This is a genomic window from Amycolatopsis sp. WAC 01376, assembly GCF_003947415.1.
GTDB lineage: Bacteria > Actinomycetota > Actinomycetes > Mycobacteriales > Pseudonocardiaceae > Amycolatopsis.
The window spans coordinates 350,126-367,193 of the sequence record NZ_QHKL01000008.1 but is presented as its reverse complement, the minus strand read 5'-3'; the positions used below and the strand labels follow the sequence as shown (position 1 = coordinate 367,193).

12 protein-coding genes are annotated in these 17,068 nt (G+C 67.2%); 10 read left to right on the top strand and 2 right to left on the bottom strand.

The features are described 5' to 3' along the window. Positions 1–77: 77 nt before the first annotated feature. The 9 genes from DMH03_RS34895 to DMH03_RS34855 all read left to right on the top strand — a co-directional run bounded on the left by DMH03_RS34895 (position 78) and on the right by DMH03_RS34855 (position 13,835). Positions 78–3,167: a ThuA domain-containing protein gene (locus DMH03_RS34895; protein WP_125796379.1), complete on the top strand. Its 3,090-nt coding sequence runs from the start codon at positions 78–80 to the stop codon at positions 3,165–3,167. Continuing rightward, positions 3,167–4,171 (top strand): sugar phosphate isomerase/epimerase, encoded by a 1,005-nt coding sequence (locus DMH03_RS34890; protein WP_125796266.1) that lies wholly within the window; start codon positions 3,167–3,169, stop codon positions 4,169–4,171. The genes DMH03_RS34895 and DMH03_RS34890 overlap by 1 nt, the downstream gene beginning before the upstream one ends. A 10-nt stretch (positions 4,172–4,181) precedes the next feature. Continuing rightward, entirely contained in the window at positions 4,182–5,057 is an 876-nt protein-coding gene (locus tag DMH03_RS34885; protein WP_125796265.1) for a sugar phosphate isomerase/epimerase, read from the top strand. 14 nt (positions 5,058–5,071) lie between these two features. Then, positions 5,072–6,094 (top strand): multicopper oxidase domain-containing protein, encoded by a 1,023-nt coding sequence (locus tag DMH03_RS34880; RefSeq protein WP_125785813.1) that lies wholly within the window; start codon positions 5,072–5,074, stop codon positions 6,092–6,094. Positions 6,095–6,107: 13 nt separating this feature from the next. Next, positions 6,108–10,073 carry a ThuA domain-containing protein gene (locus DMH03_RS34875; RefSeq protein ID WP_125796264.1) on the top strand — a complete coding sequence of 1,322 codons (3,966 nt, stop codon included), beginning with the start codon at positions 6,108–6,110 and terminating at the stop codon, positions 10,071–10,073. A gap of 71 nt (positions 10,074–10,144) precedes the next feature. Then, positions 10,145–12,028 carry a copper-binding protein gene (locus DMH03_RS34870; protein ID WP_125796263.1) on the top strand — a complete coding sequence of 628 codons (1,884 nt, stop codon included), beginning with the start codon at positions 10,145–10,147 and terminating at the stop codon, positions 12,026–12,028. Positions 12,029–12,101: 73 nt separating this feature from the next. Then, a complete protein-coding gene (locus DMH03_RS34865; protein ID WP_125796262.1) occupies positions 12,102–12,965 on the top strand; it encodes a sigma-70 family RNA polymerase sigma factor in 864 nt (287 codons plus the stop codon). Between the two features lie 28 nt (positions 12,966–12,993). Beyond that, positions 12,994–13,470, top strand: coding sequence for a carboxymuconolactone decarboxylase family protein (locus tag DMH03_RS34860; RefSeq protein WP_125796261.1), 477 nt, complete (start codon positions 12,994–12,996; stop codon positions 13,468–13,470). Beyond that, positions 13,470–13,835 carry a DoxX family protein gene (locus tag DMH03_RS34855; RefSeq protein ID WP_125796260.1) on the top strand — a complete coding sequence of 122 codons (366 nt, stop codon included), beginning with the start codon at positions 13,470–13,472 and terminating at the stop codon, positions 13,833–13,835. The genes DMH03_RS34860 and DMH03_RS34855 overlap by 1 nt, the downstream gene beginning before the upstream one ends. A gap of 62 nt (positions 13,836–13,897) precedes the next feature. Here the strand turns inward: DMH03_RS34855 and DMH03_RS34850 are convergent, their stop codons facing one another. Continuing rightward, the gene (locus DMH03_RS34850) at positions 13,898–15,646 is read right to left on the bottom strand and encodes a BCCT family transporter (RefSeq protein ID WP_199749138.1); all 1,749 of its coding nucleotides are present in this window, start codon (positions 15,644–15,646) and stop codon (positions 13,898–13,900) included. 227 nt (positions 15,647–15,873) lie between these two features. Beyond that, positions 15,874–16,017, bottom strand: a complete 144-nt coding sequence (locus DMH03_RS42465; protein ID WP_199749137.1) for a hypothetical protein — start codon at positions 16,015–16,017, stop codon at positions 15,874–15,876. A gap of 86 nt (positions 16,018–16,103) precedes the next feature. Between DMH03_RS42465 and DMH03_RS34845 the strand changes: the two genes are divergently transcribed. Further along, the gene (locus DMH03_RS34845) at positions 16,104–17,060 is read left to right on the top strand and encodes a GlxA family transcriptional regulator (protein ID WP_125796259.1); all 957 of its coding nucleotides are present in this window, start codon (positions 16,104–16,106) and stop codon (positions 17,058–17,060) included. Positions 17,061–17,068: the final 8 nt, after the last annotated feature.

Genomic DNA, 17,068 nt, shown 5'->3' with positions numbered 1-17,068 from the left:
CTTGATCGCCGCCGCTCATCGAAAGGATCGCTACTGCTATGTCCTTGAAACGACGACTAGGCGTGCTCGTCACGTCGATGGTCACGGCTCTGACAGGCGTCGCGCTACCGGTGCAAACCGCATCGGCGCATGAAGCGGCCACGGTGCTCGTGTTCTCCAAGACCGCGGGCTTCCGGCACGATTCGATCCCCGACGGGATCAAGGCGATCAAGGAACTGGGTGCGCAGAACCACTTCGGGGTCGAGGCCACCGAGGACGCGGCGGCCTTCACCGACGCGAACCTCAAGCGCTTCAACGCGGTGGTCTGGCTTTCCACCACCGGTGACGTGCTGAACGCGGAGCAGCAGGCCGCGTTCGAGCGGTACGTGAAGGGAGGCGGCGGGTACGTGGGCGTGCACGCCGCCTCCGACACCGAGTACGACTGGCCCTGGTACGGCGAGCTGGTCGGCGCGTACTTCAAGTCCCATCCGCAGATCCAAAAGGCGAACGTCAAGGTCGAAGACCACGACCACGTGTCCACTGTGGACCTTCCGGAGACCTGGCCGCGGACGGACGAGTGGTACAACTACCGCGAGAACCCGCGCAGCAACGTCCACGTGCTCGCGAGCCTGGACGAGAAGAGCTACCAGCCCGGTGACGGCGCCATGGGCGACCACCCGATCGCCTGGTGTCACGAGAACTCCGGCGGCCGCTCCTGGTACACCGGCGGCGGGCACACCAAGGAGTCCTACGCCGAACCCGCCTTCCGCAAGCATTTGGCGGGCGGCATCAAGTACGCCACCAAGCTGAGCGAGCCGGGCTGCGCCAAGCCCCAGGAAGCCCCGGTCGACGCGGACTTCGACCAGATCACCCTCGCCAAGGGCGAAGAGAAGACCGGCGAGCCGATCGCGCTTTCCGTGCTGCCCAACCGCGACGTCCTGCACACCTCGCGCGACGGCCGCGTCTGGTACACCAGCTCCGGCGCCACCACGAAGCTGGCCGCGACGATCCCCGTCTACAACCACGACGAGGACGGCCTCCAGGGTGTCGCCATCGACCCGGACTTCGCGAAGAACCGCTGGGTGTACCTGTACTACGCGCCCAAGCTGAACACCCCGGCCGGTGACGCCCCGCAGAACGGCACCCCGGCGGACTTCGAACCCTTCAAGGGCTACAACCAGCTCTCGCGGTTCAAACTCACCACCGACAACAACCTCGACCTCGCCAGCGAGCAGAAGATCCTCCAGGTCCCGGCCGAACGCGGCATCTGCTGCCACGCCGGCGGCGAGATCGACTTCGACGCACAGGGCAACCTCTATCTGTCCACAGGGGACGATTCCAACCCGTTCTCTTCCGACGGCTACACCCCGATCGACGAACGCGCCGACCGCAACCCGGTCTACGACGCGCAGCGCACCTCCGGCAACACCAACGATCTGCGCGGCAAGGTGCTGCGGATCAAGGTCGGCGCGAATGGTAAGTACACCGTCCCCAAGGGCAACCTGTTCCCGCGCGGCACGGCCAAGACCAAGCCCGAGATCTACGCGATGGGCTTCCGCAACCCGTTCCGGTTCGCCGTCGACCGCAAGACCGGCTGGATCCACCTCGCCGACTACGGCCCCGACGCGGGGGCGGCCGACCCCCAGCGCGGTCCCGGCGGCACGGTCGAGTTCAACCTGATCAAGAAGCCGGGCAACTTCGGCTGGCCGTATTGCGTCGGCGACAACCAGCCGTTCATCGATTACGACTTCGCCACCAAACAGTCCGGCGCCGCGTTCGACTGCGCCAAACCGAAGAACACCAGCCCGCGCAACACCGGGCTGACCGATCTGCCGCCGGTCGAAAAGGCGTGGATCCCCTACGACGGCGGTTCCGTTCCCGAGTTCGGCACCGGTCCCGAGTCGCCGATGGGCGGACCGGTCTACCAGTACGACGCGAAGAACCCGTCGCAGACCAAGTTCCCGGAGTACTTCAACGGCAAGACCTTCGCCTACGAATGGGAACGCAGCTGGATCAAGGAGATCACCGTCGGCCCGAACGGTGAACGCGGCGCCATCAAGCCGTTCTTCGATTCGATGGACCTCGTCCGCCCGATGAACGTCGAGTTCGGCCCGGACGGCGCGATGTACGTCCTCGATTATGGCACCGGGTACTTCGGCGGCTCCAAGGAATCCGCCGTCTACCGCATCGACTACACCAAGGGCCGCCGGACGCCGGAGGTCAAGGTGGCGGCGGACAAGACGTCCGGACAGGCACCGCTGACCGTGAAGTTCGACCCGGCCGGGACGAACGACCCTGACGGCCAGGCACTGACCTACGCCTGGGACTTCGACGGCAACGGCACCACCGACTCCACCGAGGCGGCTCCGGTTTCCCACACCTACGCCGCGAACGGCCAGTACACGGCGAAGCTTTCGGTCACCGACTCCACCGGGCTGACCGGGGCGGCGAGCGTGGTGGTCACCGTCGGCAACACCGCGCCGGTGGTCACGCTGAAGACGCCGGTCAACGGCAGCGTGTTCAGCTTCGGGGACACGGTCCCGTTCAAGGTCGAGGTGACCGACGCCGAAGACAACCCGATCGACTGCTCGAAGGTCACCGTCGAGTACATCCTCGGCCACGAGGGACACGGGCATCCGCTCAGCCGCGCGACCGGCTGTGAGGGCACCATCGCCACACCCGCCGACGAGGGCCACGGCGCGGACGCCAACGTCTTCGGCGTCATCAACGCCAGCTACACCGACAACGGCGCCAACGGCGTTCCGGCGCTCACCGGCGAGGCCGAGTCCCTCCTGCAGCCCAAGCTGAAGCAGGCCGAGTTCTACACCCAGTCCAGCGGGATCGAGGTCGTCGGGCACGACGGCGCCAGTGGCGGCAAACGCGTCGGCCACATCGAAGCCGGTGACTGGATCAAATTCGACCCGGTGAACCTGGTGGGTGTCCGCGGCATCGGCTACCGGGTCTCTTCCGGCGGCGCCGGCGGCACGATCGAGGTCCGCTCGGGCGCGGTGGACGGGCCACTGGTCCAGACGGTCACCGTCGCCAGCACCGGCGGCTGGGACACCTATGCCGACATCCCGGCCTCCGCCATCACCGACCCCGGCGGCACCGGCCCGTTGTTCCTCGTGTTCAAGGGCGGTTCCGGCGGCTTGTTCGACGTAGACGCGATCACCTTCGAGGAGTCTTGATGAGCCGTCCGATCACGCTGTTCACCGGTCAGTGGGCGGATCTCCCGTTCACCGAGGTGTGCAGGCTCGCGAGCGAATGGGGCTACGACGGCCTTGAGATCGCGTGTTCCGGCGACCACTTCGAGGTCGACCGCGCACTGTCCGAAGAGGACTATGTACCCGGCCGCCTGAAGCTGCTGGCCGAGCACGGCCTCAAGGTGTGGGCCATCTCCAACCACCTCGTCGGCCAGGCCGTCTGTGACGACCCGATCGACGAACGCCACCAGGCCATCATCCCGTCCAGGGTGTGGGGCGACGGTGAACCGGAAGGCGTCCGGCAGCGGGCGGCGAAGGAAATGGCCGACACCGCCCGCGCGGCGGCGAAACTAGGTGTGGACACGGTGATCGGCTTCACCGGTTCGAAGACCTGGAAGTACGTCGCGATGTTCCCGCCGGTGTCGCAGGCGGTCATCGACGACGGCTACACCGACTTCGCGAACCGCTGGAACCCGATCCTCGACGTCTTCGACGAGGTGGGCGTGCGGTTCGCCCACGAGGTCCACCCGTCGGAGATCGCGTACGACTACTGGACCACGAAACGTGCGCTCGAAGCTGTCGGCGACCGTCCGGCATTCGGGCTCAATTGGGATCCTTCGCATTTCATCTGGCAGGACCTCGACCCGGTCGGCTTCATCCTCGACTTCGCCGACCGGATCTACCACGTGGACTGCAAGGACACCAGGAAGCGGTTCGACGGACGGAACGGACGGCTCGGCTCGCATCTCCCCTGGGGAGATCCCCGACGCGGCTGGGACTTCGTTTCGACCGGGCACGGCGACGTGCCTTGGGAGGACTGCTTCCGCGCACTGAATTCGATCGGCTACGCCGGTCCGATCTCGGTGGAGTGGGAGGACGCCGGCATGGACCGGCTCCGGGGCGCGGCGGAAGCCGTGACCTTTCTTCGGGGGCTCCTGTTCGACAAGCCGTCGGCGGCCTTCGACGCGGCTTTCAGCAACCAGAAGTGAGGGCGGTTTCATGTGCGGTGAAGAAGCTGAGCAGTTCCACTCTCGACGGGCGCTCCTGCGCGGCGCGGCGACGGCGGCGGTCGCGGTCGGCGCGGCGGTAGCCCTGCCGAGCGTCGCCACTGCGGCCACTGAGGGAGCCGGCCACCACGGTCGGGGCCGGGTCCCGGTGGAGAAGATCAGCATCCAGCTCTACTCCCTGCGCACCGCGTTGCAGGCCGATCTGCCGGGAACGCTGTCCGCGCTGGCGGACATCGGCTACCGGAAGGTCGAACTGGCGGGCACCTACGGCCGCTCGGCCGAAGAGTTCCGCGGTCTGCTGGACAAGAACCACATCAAGGCGACGTCCACGCACACCGGCATCGACGGTGACCTCGACAAGACCATCGCGGACGCGAAGGTCCTCGGGAACACCCGCGCCAACGTGCCGTGGGCGAACTTCGACACCATCGACGGCTGGAAGCAGTTCGCCGTCCGGATGGACACGGCGGCACGGAAGTTCCGCCAGGCCGGTATTCCACTCGGTTACCACAACCACGCGCACGAGTTCGCGCCCATCGACGGCGTGCGCCCGTACGACGTGCTCACCAGGAACACGAACCCGCGTTACGTGAACTTGGAGATCGACCTGTTCTGGGCGGTGGAAGGCGGGATGGACCCGGTTTCGCTGTACCGGCAGCACTGCCCGCGCGTGGTGCAGTACCACGTCAAGGACCGGACCGCGGACGGGAAGATGGTCGATCCCGGTAAGGGCGTCATCGACTTCCCTCGGATCTTCCGGCACACCCGTCCCCACCTCGCCGAGTACATCGTCGAGCACGACAACCCCACGGATCCCCTGAGCACCGCCCAGACCGGATTCACCTATCTCCGTAACGTCCGCTTCTAGCTGGGGAATCCACAATGGACAAGAACAAACGCGGGCTGTCCCGCAGATCGATGCTCGCGGGCACCGCGGCCGGGGTCATCGCCCCGGTCGTGGTGAGCGCGAGCGCCGGTTCGGCACCGGCCGCCGCGGCCGGGATGACCCGCAACATCACCGTCTACGCCGACTACGTTCCCGGTTCGACCCGGGTCGGTTACGGGCTCGAGCCCGGCAAGCCGACGATCCCCGGGCCGCTCCTGGAGTGCTACGAGGGCGACACGCTGGTGATCGAGCTGGTCAACAACACCGACCAGCGGCTCTCGATCCACCCGCACGGCGTCAACTACGACACCAAGTCGGACGGTTCGCCGTTCAACGATTCCTTCAACAAGCCGTACGAGACCAAGACCTACACCTGGAAGACCCGGACGGCCTACCAGGCGGCCAACGGTTTCTGGATGCCCGGCAGCGCGGGGTACTGGCACTACCACGACCACGCGTTCGGCGGCGACCACGGCACCGTGGGCCTGATGAAGGGTCTCTACGGCGGCCTGATCGTGCGCAAACGCGGGGATCTGCTGCCCAGCAAGCAGTTCACCGTGGTGTTCACCGAAATGTGGATCAACCACCAGGTCGCCCCGAACACGCCGATCTTCGAGGCGAATCTCGGCGAACGCGTCGAGTTCATCTGCATCGGGCACGGCAACCTGATGCACACCTTCCACCTGCACGCGCACCGCTGGGCGGACACCCGCACCGGCATGCTCACCAGCGCGACCGACAACGCTCCGATCCTCGACAACAAGACCCTCGACCCGGGCAACTCCTTCGGGTTCCAGGTGATCGCGGGTGACGGCGTCGGGCCGGGCGCGTGGATGTACCACTGCCACGTCCAGCAGCACTCGGACGACGGCATGTCGGGGGTGTTCCTGGTCCGCAACGCCGACGGCGGGATGCCCGCGGGCGCCCAGGAGGCGATCGACCGCTTCAAGGGACACCAGCATCCGACGTCCACTCCGGACGCCACCGGCGCTTCGGCCCATACCCACCACCAGTCTTGAAAGGAGCGAGAACTTGAGACGAGTATTTTCGCAACGTCGGCTCCGCAGACGTTCGCTGGCCGCACTGGCGGTCGGCGCCGTCGTCACCTCCGGGCTTCCGCTGGCCATCGCACCGGTGACCGCCGAAGCCGCGACGAACGTCCCGATCAACGTCCTGGTCTTCCACGGCACCGCCGCGGACCAGAAGGATCCCGTCCTGCGTGCCACGGACGCGATCTCGAGCCTCGGCCAGGCGAACGGCATCTCCGTTTCGTCCTCTTCGGACCCCGCGGTGTTCACGCAGGCCAACCTCGCGAAGTACCGCGGCGTCGTTTTCCTGTCCGCGCAAGGCATCACGCTGAACCGCGACCAGGAAACCTCGCTGCAGGCCTACATGAAGGCGGGCGGCGGCTTCCTCGGTCTGTCGGACGCCGCGCGGGCCCAGGACGGTTCGCAGTGGTTCTCCGGGTTGATCGGTGCCCGTCCGGTGGGGGCGCGTCCCACGCCGGAGGCGGTCGCCTCGGTCACCGCGAGCGCGGAGAACCCGCCCAACGAGACCAAGGAAAAGCTGGCCGACAACAACGAGAACACCAAGTGGCTGACCTTCCAGCCGACCGGCTGGGTCGCCTACAAGATGGCCGCCCCGGTCGCCGTCAGCAGCTACGACCTCGTCTCGGCGAACGACTTCCCCGGTCGTAACCCGAAGAACTGGACCCTGCAGGGTTCGAACGACGGCACCACCTGGACCGATCTGGACACCCGGACCAACGAGGTGTTCACCGACACGTTCCAGAGCCGCAAGTTCACCTTCGCCAACACCACGGCGTACGCGAACTACCGGCTGAACATCACCGCCAACGCGGGTGACCCGCTCATCCAGCTGGCCGATTTCAAGCTGTACAAGGACAACTCGACCACCCCGCCGCCGCCGGAGAGCCCGCCTGCCGAAGCAACGGTCGACGTCCTAGACAAGGCGAACCCGGCCACCGCCGGACTGCCGCAGAAGTGGGTCCGCACCGACCGGTGGCTCAACTGGGAGGTCAACCCGGTCGGCACCGTGCACACGGTCGCGCAGGTCGAGGAATCGACCTACAAGCCCGGTGTCGGCGCGAACGGCGCCTTCCACCCGGTCTCGTGGTGCCGTGACTACGACGGCGGACGTTCCTTCTACACCGGGATGGGCCGGACCGAGGCGAGCTACGGCGAAGCCCAGTTCCGCAGCCACCTCCTCGGCGCGCTGAAGTGGACCACCGGCATGGTGCGCGGTGACTGCAAGGCGGGGATCGCGGCCAACTACAAGGTCGAACGCCTGACCGGGATCAACCAGACCGGCCAGCTGGACCAGATGGGCGAGCCGCACGGGCTCACCATCGCGCCGAACGGCCGGGTCTTCTACATCGGCCGCGCGGCCTGCGCCGGCAACTCGGTGCCCGCGCCGAACGACTGGACCAACCCCGAGATCGGCGCCGGCTGCGGCACGATCCACCAGTGGGACCCGGTCACCAAGAAGCCGAAGCTGCTCACCACGCTGAAGGTGATGGGCAACCGCGGCAGCGGCGACGAACTGGTCAAGAACGAGGAAGGCCTCCTCGGTCTCGTGCTGGACCCGAAGTTCAGCGAGAACGGCTTCATGTACGCCTACTGGATGCCGCACGCGTCGGTCGACATCGACAAGCGGATCGGCAAGCGCACGGTCTCGCGGTTCACCTACGACCTGAAGAACCAGACGCTGGACCAGGCGACCCGCAAGGACCTGCTGTCGTGGGACGTCCAGGTCCACAGCTGCTGCCACGCCGGCGGCGGGATGGACTTCGACAAGGACGGAAATCTGTACATCGGTTCCGGCGACAGCAACTCGTCGCAGGGCTCCAACGGGTACTCCGGCAACAACTGGACCCAGGACTACAAGGGCGTCTCGTTCCAGGACGCGCGCCGTACCTCCGGTAACACCAACGACCTCAACGGCAAGATCCTGCGGATCCACCCCGAGGCCGACGGTACCTACACCAACCCGGCGGGCAACCTGTTCCCCGAGGCGAACGACCCCGGTGACAAGACCAGGCCCGAGATCTACGTGATGGGCGTGCGGAACATCTCGCGTCTGCAAGTCGACAAGAAGACCAACTGGCTGACCGCCGCGTGGGTCGGCCCGGACGCGACCTCGCCGAGCCCGGAACTCGGCCCGGCCAAGTACGAGACCGCCACGATCATCACCGAGGCCGGCAACCACGGCTGGCCGTACTGCATGGGCAACAAGCAGCCGTACCGTGACCGCAGCAGCACCGACGCCGCGGTGCTCACCGGCTGGTACGACTGCGACAACCCGGTCAACACCTCGCCGCGCAACACCGGCCTGGTGAACCTGCCGCCGGTCAAGAAGAACATGATCTGGTACGCGCCGGACGGCGGCGGACCGGTGTTCCCCAACCGGCCCAACAGCTCCGTCCCGACGTACAACGCGGCCGAGGCCACCTACACGCAGCCCTACCTCAAGGGCGGCGGCCAGGCGGTCATGACCGGGCCGACGTACCACCGCGAACTGGTCAACACGAACAGCGGGGTGGCGTGGCCGTCGTACTGGAACGACAAGTGGTTCATCGGTGACCAGAGCAACGGGCAGAACCGGATCGCGGTCACCGTCGACCCGAACGGCGTCCCGAAGCAGGATCCGCCGCTGTTCGCCGAGACCGTGCGGCAGATCATCCCGACCGGTGGTGGCGACACCAAGCTGAACCAGTGGATGGACGCCAAGTTCGGGCCGGACGGCGCGCTGTACGTGCTCGACTACGGCGGCGGCTTCTTCACCCTGACCAACAACCAGAAGCTGCTGAAGATCAGCTACACCGGCGGCGAGGCCACCCCGTCCGCCGCGGCGGCGTCGACCATGGTGCAGAACAAGCCGCTCACCGCGGCCTTCACCGGGTCGAAGTCCGGCGGCGTCTCCTACAAGTGGGAGTTCGGCGACGGCACGATCTCGACGCAGCCCGACCCGCGCCACACCTACCCGCGCACGGGTCTGTACACCGCCAAGCTGACCGTGACTTACGCGAACGGTGAGACGGTGACCGCACGGAACTCGGTGAGCATCGGGTGTCTCGTGGCGGATTCCGGTGCCACGGTGACCATCGGCGACACCGACACCGGGGTGACCAACCGGAACGCCGGTGGCGGCTGCACGGTCGACGACATGATCGACGACGAGAGCACGTGGACCTCCCACGCCGGTTTCGTCAACCACGTCACCCAGGCCGTGGACCGGCTCGGCGATCTCGGCGTGCTGAACGCGGCCGAGTCGGACAAGATCAACGCCGCGGCCGCCGCGTCGCCCATCGGCAACAAGGGCGTCACCGGCTACGACGCGATCTACGACGGCACGCCCGAATCGTTCCGCAACTGGTCGCAGGCGCCGTCCGGGCAGTTCGCCATCCAGCCGGACGGGTCACTGCGACCGTCGGGCGGGCTGGGCATGCTGTGGTACTCCGCACGGCAGTTCGGCAACTTCTCGGTGAAGCTGCAGTTCAAGGACATCGCGCCGGCAGGCAGTGCCAACAGCGGCGTGTTCGTCCGGTTCCCGGATCCGCGCACGCCGGTGGAGCAGCGTCCGCCGGGCAGCTGCGGCACCGTCGGTTCCGCGAAGACGTCGCAGGCCTGGGTCGCGATCTACTGCGGCCACGAGGTCCAGCTGTACGACGGGGCCGCCGGCGAACCGCAGAAGACCGGGTCGATCTACAACTTCGACCCGCGGCCGCTGGACCAGGCGGGCGTGAAGCCGAAGGGGACCTGGAACGAGTACGAGGTCAAGGTCGTCGGGCAGAAGTACACGATCATCCGCAACGGTGTCGTGATCAACGAGTTCGAGAACGCGCCGGGGATCAACTCGTCGCGGGCGGGCGACCCGTCGACCGACTTCCGGCAGTTCGTCAGCGGGTTCATCGGTCTGCAGAACCACGGTGACAACGACCTGATGGAGTTCCGCAACATCCGGGTGCGGCAGCTGTAGCGCGAAAGCCGGCCGGGCGCGCGGGTCTCGCGTGCCCGGCCGGTGTCCCCTGTACGGAAGGTTTCCCTGCGATGTCCCCAAGAACCCTCGTCGCGGCGTTGCTCGCCGCGGCGCTCGCGATACTGGGCCTGGTGTTACCGAGCTCCTCCGCCCCCGCCGTCGCCGCCCCCGTCCAGACCCTGGAATGGACCGCGGGCGACAGCACCGACCACTACCTCAGCGCACCCGCCACCGCGGTGGCGGGCGAGACCACGATCCTGTTCAAGAACACCGAAGCGCTCGGCTCGACGATGTCGCACACGCTGACGTTCGACACGTCGACGCCGGGCTACAACCACGACGTCAATCTCAATATCCTCGCCAACCCTTATGACGAGAAGAACGGCGAGCACCAGGCGACCGTGACGCTGACCCCGGGGAAGTACCGGTTCTACTGCACGATCCAGGGGCACAGCAAGATGTTCGGCGAGTTCGTCGTCACCGACGGCGGCGGCGCCGACACCACTCCGCCGACGGTGACCGCGAACGTCACCGGAACCAAGGACACCGCCGGGAACTACGTCGGTTCCGCGACGGTGAACCTGGCCGCTTCGGACAGCCAGTCCGGTGTGGACAAGGTCGAGTACCAGCTCGACGGCGGTGCCTGGACCGCGTACACGGCGCCCGTGGTGGTTTCCGCGGCCGGTGCGCACATGGTCCACTATCGCGCGTCGGACAAGGCAGGAAACGTTTCACCGGAAGGGATGTCGTCGTTCACGGTCGTCACCGGACAGCCGGGTGACACGACTCCGCCGACGGTGACTTCCGAGGTGACGGGAACCAAGGACACCGCGGGCAACTACCTCGACACCGCCACCGTGAAGCTCACCGCGACCGACGCAGGCACCGGCGTCGACAAGGTCGAGTACAAAGTGGACGAAGGCGCGTGGGCCGCGTACACCGCTCCGGTCGCGGTCTCCGCGCCGGGCATGCACATGGTCTCGTACCGCGCTTCGGACAAGGCGGGCAACGCCTCGCCGGAGGGCATGGCGCATTTCACGATCGTCAGCAGTGACACCACCGCGCCGACGGTGACCTCCGAGGTGACCGGGACCAAGGACACCGCCGGGAACTACGTCGGCAAGGCGACCGTGACCCTCACGGCGACCGACGCCGGTTCGGGTGTCGGCAAGGTCGAGTACCAGTTGGACGGTGGCCCGTGGCTGACGTACTCGGCGCCGCTCGCGCTGACCGTCGTCGGCGCGCACACGGTGAAGTACCGCGCCACCGACAAGGCGGGCAACGTCTCGGCGGAAGGCACGGCGACGTTCACCATCGTCGAAGGCGACGACAGCACCGCGCCCGCCGTCTCGGTGGTGGTGAGCGGTGATCTGGACGGAAGCTGGTCGTACATCGAAGACGCGACCATCAACCTGACCGCGACCGACACCGGGTCCGGTGTGGACAAGATCGAGTACAAATTGGACGGTGGGGCCTGGACCGTCTACACCGCGCCGGTGAAGGTGACCGAGCTCGGCACGCACACGCTTGCGTACCGCGCCTCGGACAAGGCGGGCAACGTCTCGGCGGAACAGGGCGGCGCGTTCACCATCGTCGGCTCGCCGCCGGGCCCCGACGCCTGCCCGGACTCCGACGTCCGTGACACCGTGATCCTCGGCACGGCGGACAGCCAGGTCGAGAACCGCGACACCGGCAACGGCTGCACGATCAACGACGTGATCGACGACGAGTCGGACTACTCGTCGAACGACCAGTTCGTGACCTACGTGCGAGCCGTGACGCAGGAGCTCCTCGACGGCGAGACCATCTCGTCCGACGAGCGGAACCTGATCGTCACGGCGGCGATCGACTCCGGCATCGGCGGCTCCACCGCGGAGCCGGAGCCCCAGAAGAAGCCGGAGACGAAGAACCCCGGCATGAAGAAGACCGTGAAGACGCCCATCCGGGACGTCTGAGCCGGATTCGGTTACCTTTCTCGCGTCGCGCCCGTCATGTCCATGACGGATTCGGCGCGAGAAAGGTATCGACATGACCGGTGAAGCCCTGGCCAGCGCGTTCGAGGAGCAGCGCGGGCGTCTGGTGGCCGTGGCACACCGGATGCTCGGTTCGCGCGCGGACGCCGAGGACGCCGTCCAGGAGGCCTGGCTGCGGCTGGCCCGCCAGGACGCCGACACGATCGACAACCTGTCCGGCTGGCTGACCACCGTCGTCGGCCGCGTCTGCATCGACGTCCTGCGTTCCCGCAAGACCCGCCCCGAGGATTCCTACGAGGAGCCGCCCGAGCTGCTCGTACTCGAGGACTCGCCGGAAGAGGACGCGCTGCTCGCCGAATCGGTCGGCGTGGCGCTGGTGGTGGTACTCGACACCCTCGGCCCGGCCGAGCGGCTGGCCTTCGTACTGCACGATCTGTTCGGGGTCCCGTTCGCCGAGATCGGCGACATCCTCGGCAAATCCGCCGACGCGGCCAAGATGCTCGCCAGCCGGGCCCGCCGGAAGGTGCGGGGACAGCGCCCGGCCGACGAGCCGCGGCAGCGCGCTGTCGTCGAGGCGTTCCTCGCGGCCGCGCGCGAAGGAGACTTCGACGGTTTGATCGAGGTACTCGACCCCGACGTGACGTGGCGTTCGCGGACCAGGCACGGCGAGGTCGTGCGGCTCGGTGCGGCCGAGGTGGCCACTCGGGTCCAACGCGGGGCGCGCGCCGCCGTCACCACCCGTCCCGCGCTGGTCGACGGCAAGGCGGGGATCGTGTCGTGGAGCAAGACCGGCAAGCTGCTCGGCGTGATGTCCTGCACCATCGTCGACGGCCGCATCGTCGAAATCGAGTCCGTGAGTGACCCGCGTCGCCTCGCGGCCATGGGTGTTACCTCTCGGGAGTCCTCCTCGTCGAAGTAAGTGAACACCGACGAGAAGGAGAAATCCCATGCAGGCACGGCTCGAATTCCTCAAGACCGCTCTCGCGCCGAAGCTGGTGAAGCACCTCGTTTCGGCTGCGAAGGTCCTCGACGGCAGCGAACTTCCTTTGGCGACAAGGGAACTGGTGAACATCCGGGCCAGCCAGATCAACGGCTGCTCGGGCTGCCTCGACATGCACACCAAGGACGCGGCGCACGCGGGGGAGACCACGACCCGGCTGAACCTGATCGCGTGCTGGCGCGAGGCGACGGTCTTCACCGAGGCCGAACGCGCCGCGCTGGAACTCACCGAACAGGGCTGCCGTCTCGCCGACGGCAGCGGTGTCACCGACGAGGCGTGGGCGGCCGCCGCCAAGCATTACGACGACGAACAGCTCGTGGCGCTGGTGACCCAGATCGCGCTCATCAACGCCTTCAACCGGCTCAACGTGATCACCCGGCAGCCGGCGGGCGACTACACGCCGGGCCAGTTCGCGGGGCACTGATGGACACCGCACTGTGGATCGTCGCCTGGCTGCTTGCCGTCATGTATCTCGTGTCCGGCATCGGGAAACTGTTCCTGCAAAGGGAAAAGATCGCCGGGGTGGGGTCGGCCGCGGGCTGGGTACTGGATTTCGGCCCCGGCACCGTGAAGTTCATCGGGCTGGTCGAGATCCTGGGCGCCGTCGGCCTGGTCCTCCCGGCCTTGCTCGACATCGCGCCGGGCCTCGTGCCGCTGGCCGCACTGGGACTGGCGCTGGTCATGGCGGGCGCCGTGGTCGTACGGCTGCGCCGCCGCGAGCCCATGGTCGCGCTGCTGGATCTCGCTTACCTCGCGCTGTGCGCTTTCGTGGCCATCGGACGCGCCTGACACGCGTGAAGGCCCCCTTCCCTCGGCTCGGCAGAGGGAAGGGGGCCTTCACACGATTCAGCTCAGGAGCGCTGCTTCGCCCGCCCGAGGATGCGACGGCGTCCACCGTGGCTGTTGGTGCGTTCCTCGTGCAGTTCCTTCAGCGACAACATCATCGCGTCTTCCTGCTTCATCAGCGGGTCGTTGCGCAGGTCCTTCCAGACCGACACGCACAACCCGACCATCACGAACACGAACGGCACCGCGATCAGGATGGTGAGATTCTGCAGACCGGTCAGCGCCTTGTTCCCGCCGACCAGCAGCATCACCGCCGCGACGGCGCCCATCAGCACGCCCCAGAAGATCACGACGGTCTTCTTCGGATGCACGCTTCCGCGCTGCGACAAGGTGCCCATCACCACCGACGCCGCGTCGGCACCGGAGACGAAGAAGATGGACACCAGGATCATCACCAGAATCGCGATCGGGATGAACCACGGCAGGGTCTCGAGCAGTTCGAACGTCGCCGACTGGGCACTGCCCGCGCCCGCGATGTCCGTCCCGGCCCGTTGCCTGCTGATCGCCGCGCCACCGAAGATCGCGAACCAGATCAGGCTCACGATGCTCGGGATCGCGATGACCCCGAAGATGAACTGCCGGATGGTGCGGCCGCGGGAGATCCGCGCGATGAACATGCCCACGAAGGGCGTCCACGAGATCCACCAGGCCCAGTAGAAGACCGTCCAGCCGCCGAGCCAGGTCTGCATCTCCGCGCCACCGGTCATCCCGGTGCGGCCGGACATCTCGGCCAGCTCGCGGAAGTAGTCGCCGATCGCGCCCGGCACGATGTTGAGGATCAGCACGGTCGGCCCGACCACCAGCACGAACACCGCGAGCACCGCGGCGAGCACCATGTTGATGTTGGACAGCCACTGGATCCCCTTGGCCACCCCGGAAACCGCCGAAGCGATGAACGCGATGGTGAGGATCGCGATGATCGCGACCAGCAGGCCCTTGCCGGGGTCGTCGATCCAGCCGACGGCGCCCATCCCGCCACCGACCTGCAGCGCGCCGAGGCCGAGTGACGCGGCCGAACCGAACAGGGTGGCGAAGATCGCCATGATGTCGATCGCCTTGCCCAGCGGGCCTTCGGTGCGCCGCTTGCCGATCAGCGGCGCGAACACCGAACTGATCAGCTGGGTGCGGCCCTTGCGGAAGGTGCTGTAGGCGATCGCGAGACCGACCACCGCGTAGATCGCCCACGGGTGCACGGTCCAGTGGAACAACGTCGTCGCCATCGCGGTGTGGACGGCTTCGTCGGAATTCGGGGCCGCGGTGCCCGGAGGCGGGCTCGCGAGGTGGGAGACCGGTTCGTACACCCCGAAGAACATCAGGCCGATGCCCATGCCGGCACTGAACATCATCGCGATCCACGACGACGTCCGGAATTCGGGCAGTTCCTTGTCCCCGCCCAGCGGGATCCGGCCGTAGCGGCTTATGGCCAGACAGACCGCGAAGAGCACGAAACCGCTCGCTGTCAGCACGAAAGCCCAGCCGCCGTACGGGATCACGGCGTCGTTCAACAGAGTCGACGCGACACTGGCGAGGTTTTCCGGGGCCAGCACACCCCAGACGATGATCGCGAGCGCGAGTGCCGCGGCCACACCGAAAACGGTCCGGTCGGTCTTGGCGGGGCGTTCGGAGGCGAGGTCGAGGGGGACGTGCTCATCGGGCGGATGGCCCGGGCCTGTCGTATCCGGTGCGTGGGCGAGGTCTGCCGCGGTCTCCGCGCCTACCTCTTCTTCCGCTTGTTTACCGTCCTGCGAACTCATGTTCAGCCACGCGCCGATGACAGCGCGATCTCCTTCCGCCCGAGTTAACCCGTTTGCACCACTGCACCCTAACCAGAAAACTGGTAACCGGCAGAAAATGCGGGGGAAGTGGTTTAAACCGGTATATGCGGTTTGACCTCGGCGGATGCGGGCTTCGTCAGCGGCCCCGGCGGGGAACGTGTCTCTCGTGACACCGGGTCATCGACATCGTGGCCTTCGAAATGGCTTCAGACTGTGGTGCCGCCCCTCCAGAAGGGCCTGGTGAGCGGGTCGCCACCGGCGACGTCCGGCCGTCCTTGCCGGGTGTGGTTTCGGTTCAGGAGGTAGGTGACGAGGGCGATCAGGGCGAGGGTCACGATGATTGCGGTCATGGCAGTAAGTTTGCGCCACGAGACATCCTGCCAAAAGTGGCAGTTCTGTCGTTGTGCGTCAAGATCCTGCCAGCTATGCTCGGACCATGCTGAAGAGCGTCGCCGTGGTGCTGATGGACGACTTCGCCCCCTTCGAGTTCGGTGTCGTCTGCGAGGTGTTCGGCTACGACCGCACCGATGACGGAGTGCCACTGCTCGACTTCCGCGTGTGCGGGGAGCGCGCGGGAGAGCCACTCAGTCTCGGCCACGGCGTCAAGGTGACCCCGGAACACGGTCTCGAAGCGACCGAGGACGCGGACCTCGTCGTCGTCCCCGCCTGCGACGTGCGTGACGAGTATCCGCCCGCGGTCCTCGAAGCACTTCGCGCGGTTTCGGCGCGGGGAGCCACGCTGCTTTCGGTCTGCACCGGCGCTTTCGTGCTGGGCGCCGCCGGCCTGCTCGACGGGCGGCGCTGCACGAACCACTGGCGGCACAGCACCAGGTTCCGGAACCGGTTCCCGTTGGCGCAGCTGGATCCGGACGTCCTCTTCGTCGACGACGGCGACATCATCACCAGCGCCGGAACGGCCGCAGGCATCGACGCCTGCCTGCATCTGGTCCGGCGCGAACTCGGCTCCGCCGCGGCCACCGCGATCGCCCGGCGCATGGTGGTGCCGCCGCAGCGCGAGGGCGGGCAACGTCAGTTCGTCGAGGTGCCGATCCCGGAGTGCACCGGCGACAGCCTCCAGCCGGTGCTCACCTGGATGCTCGACACCATCGCCCACGACCACTCCGTCGCCGATCTCGCCGGCCGGGCTCGGATGTCCGAGCGCACCTTCGCCCGCAAGTTCGTCGCCGAGACGGGCACCACCCCGCATCGATGGCTTTCGACGCAACGGGTCCTGCACGCGAGGTCGCTGCTGGAGGAGACGACGATGGGCATCGACGAGGTCGCGCGCCGCTGCGGTTTCGGCTCGGGAGCCTTGCTGCGCCACCATTTCCACAAGGTCGTCGGGGTCTCCCCGCAGGACTACCGCCGGACCTTCGCGCCTCAGCGCGTCTGAAGGACTCC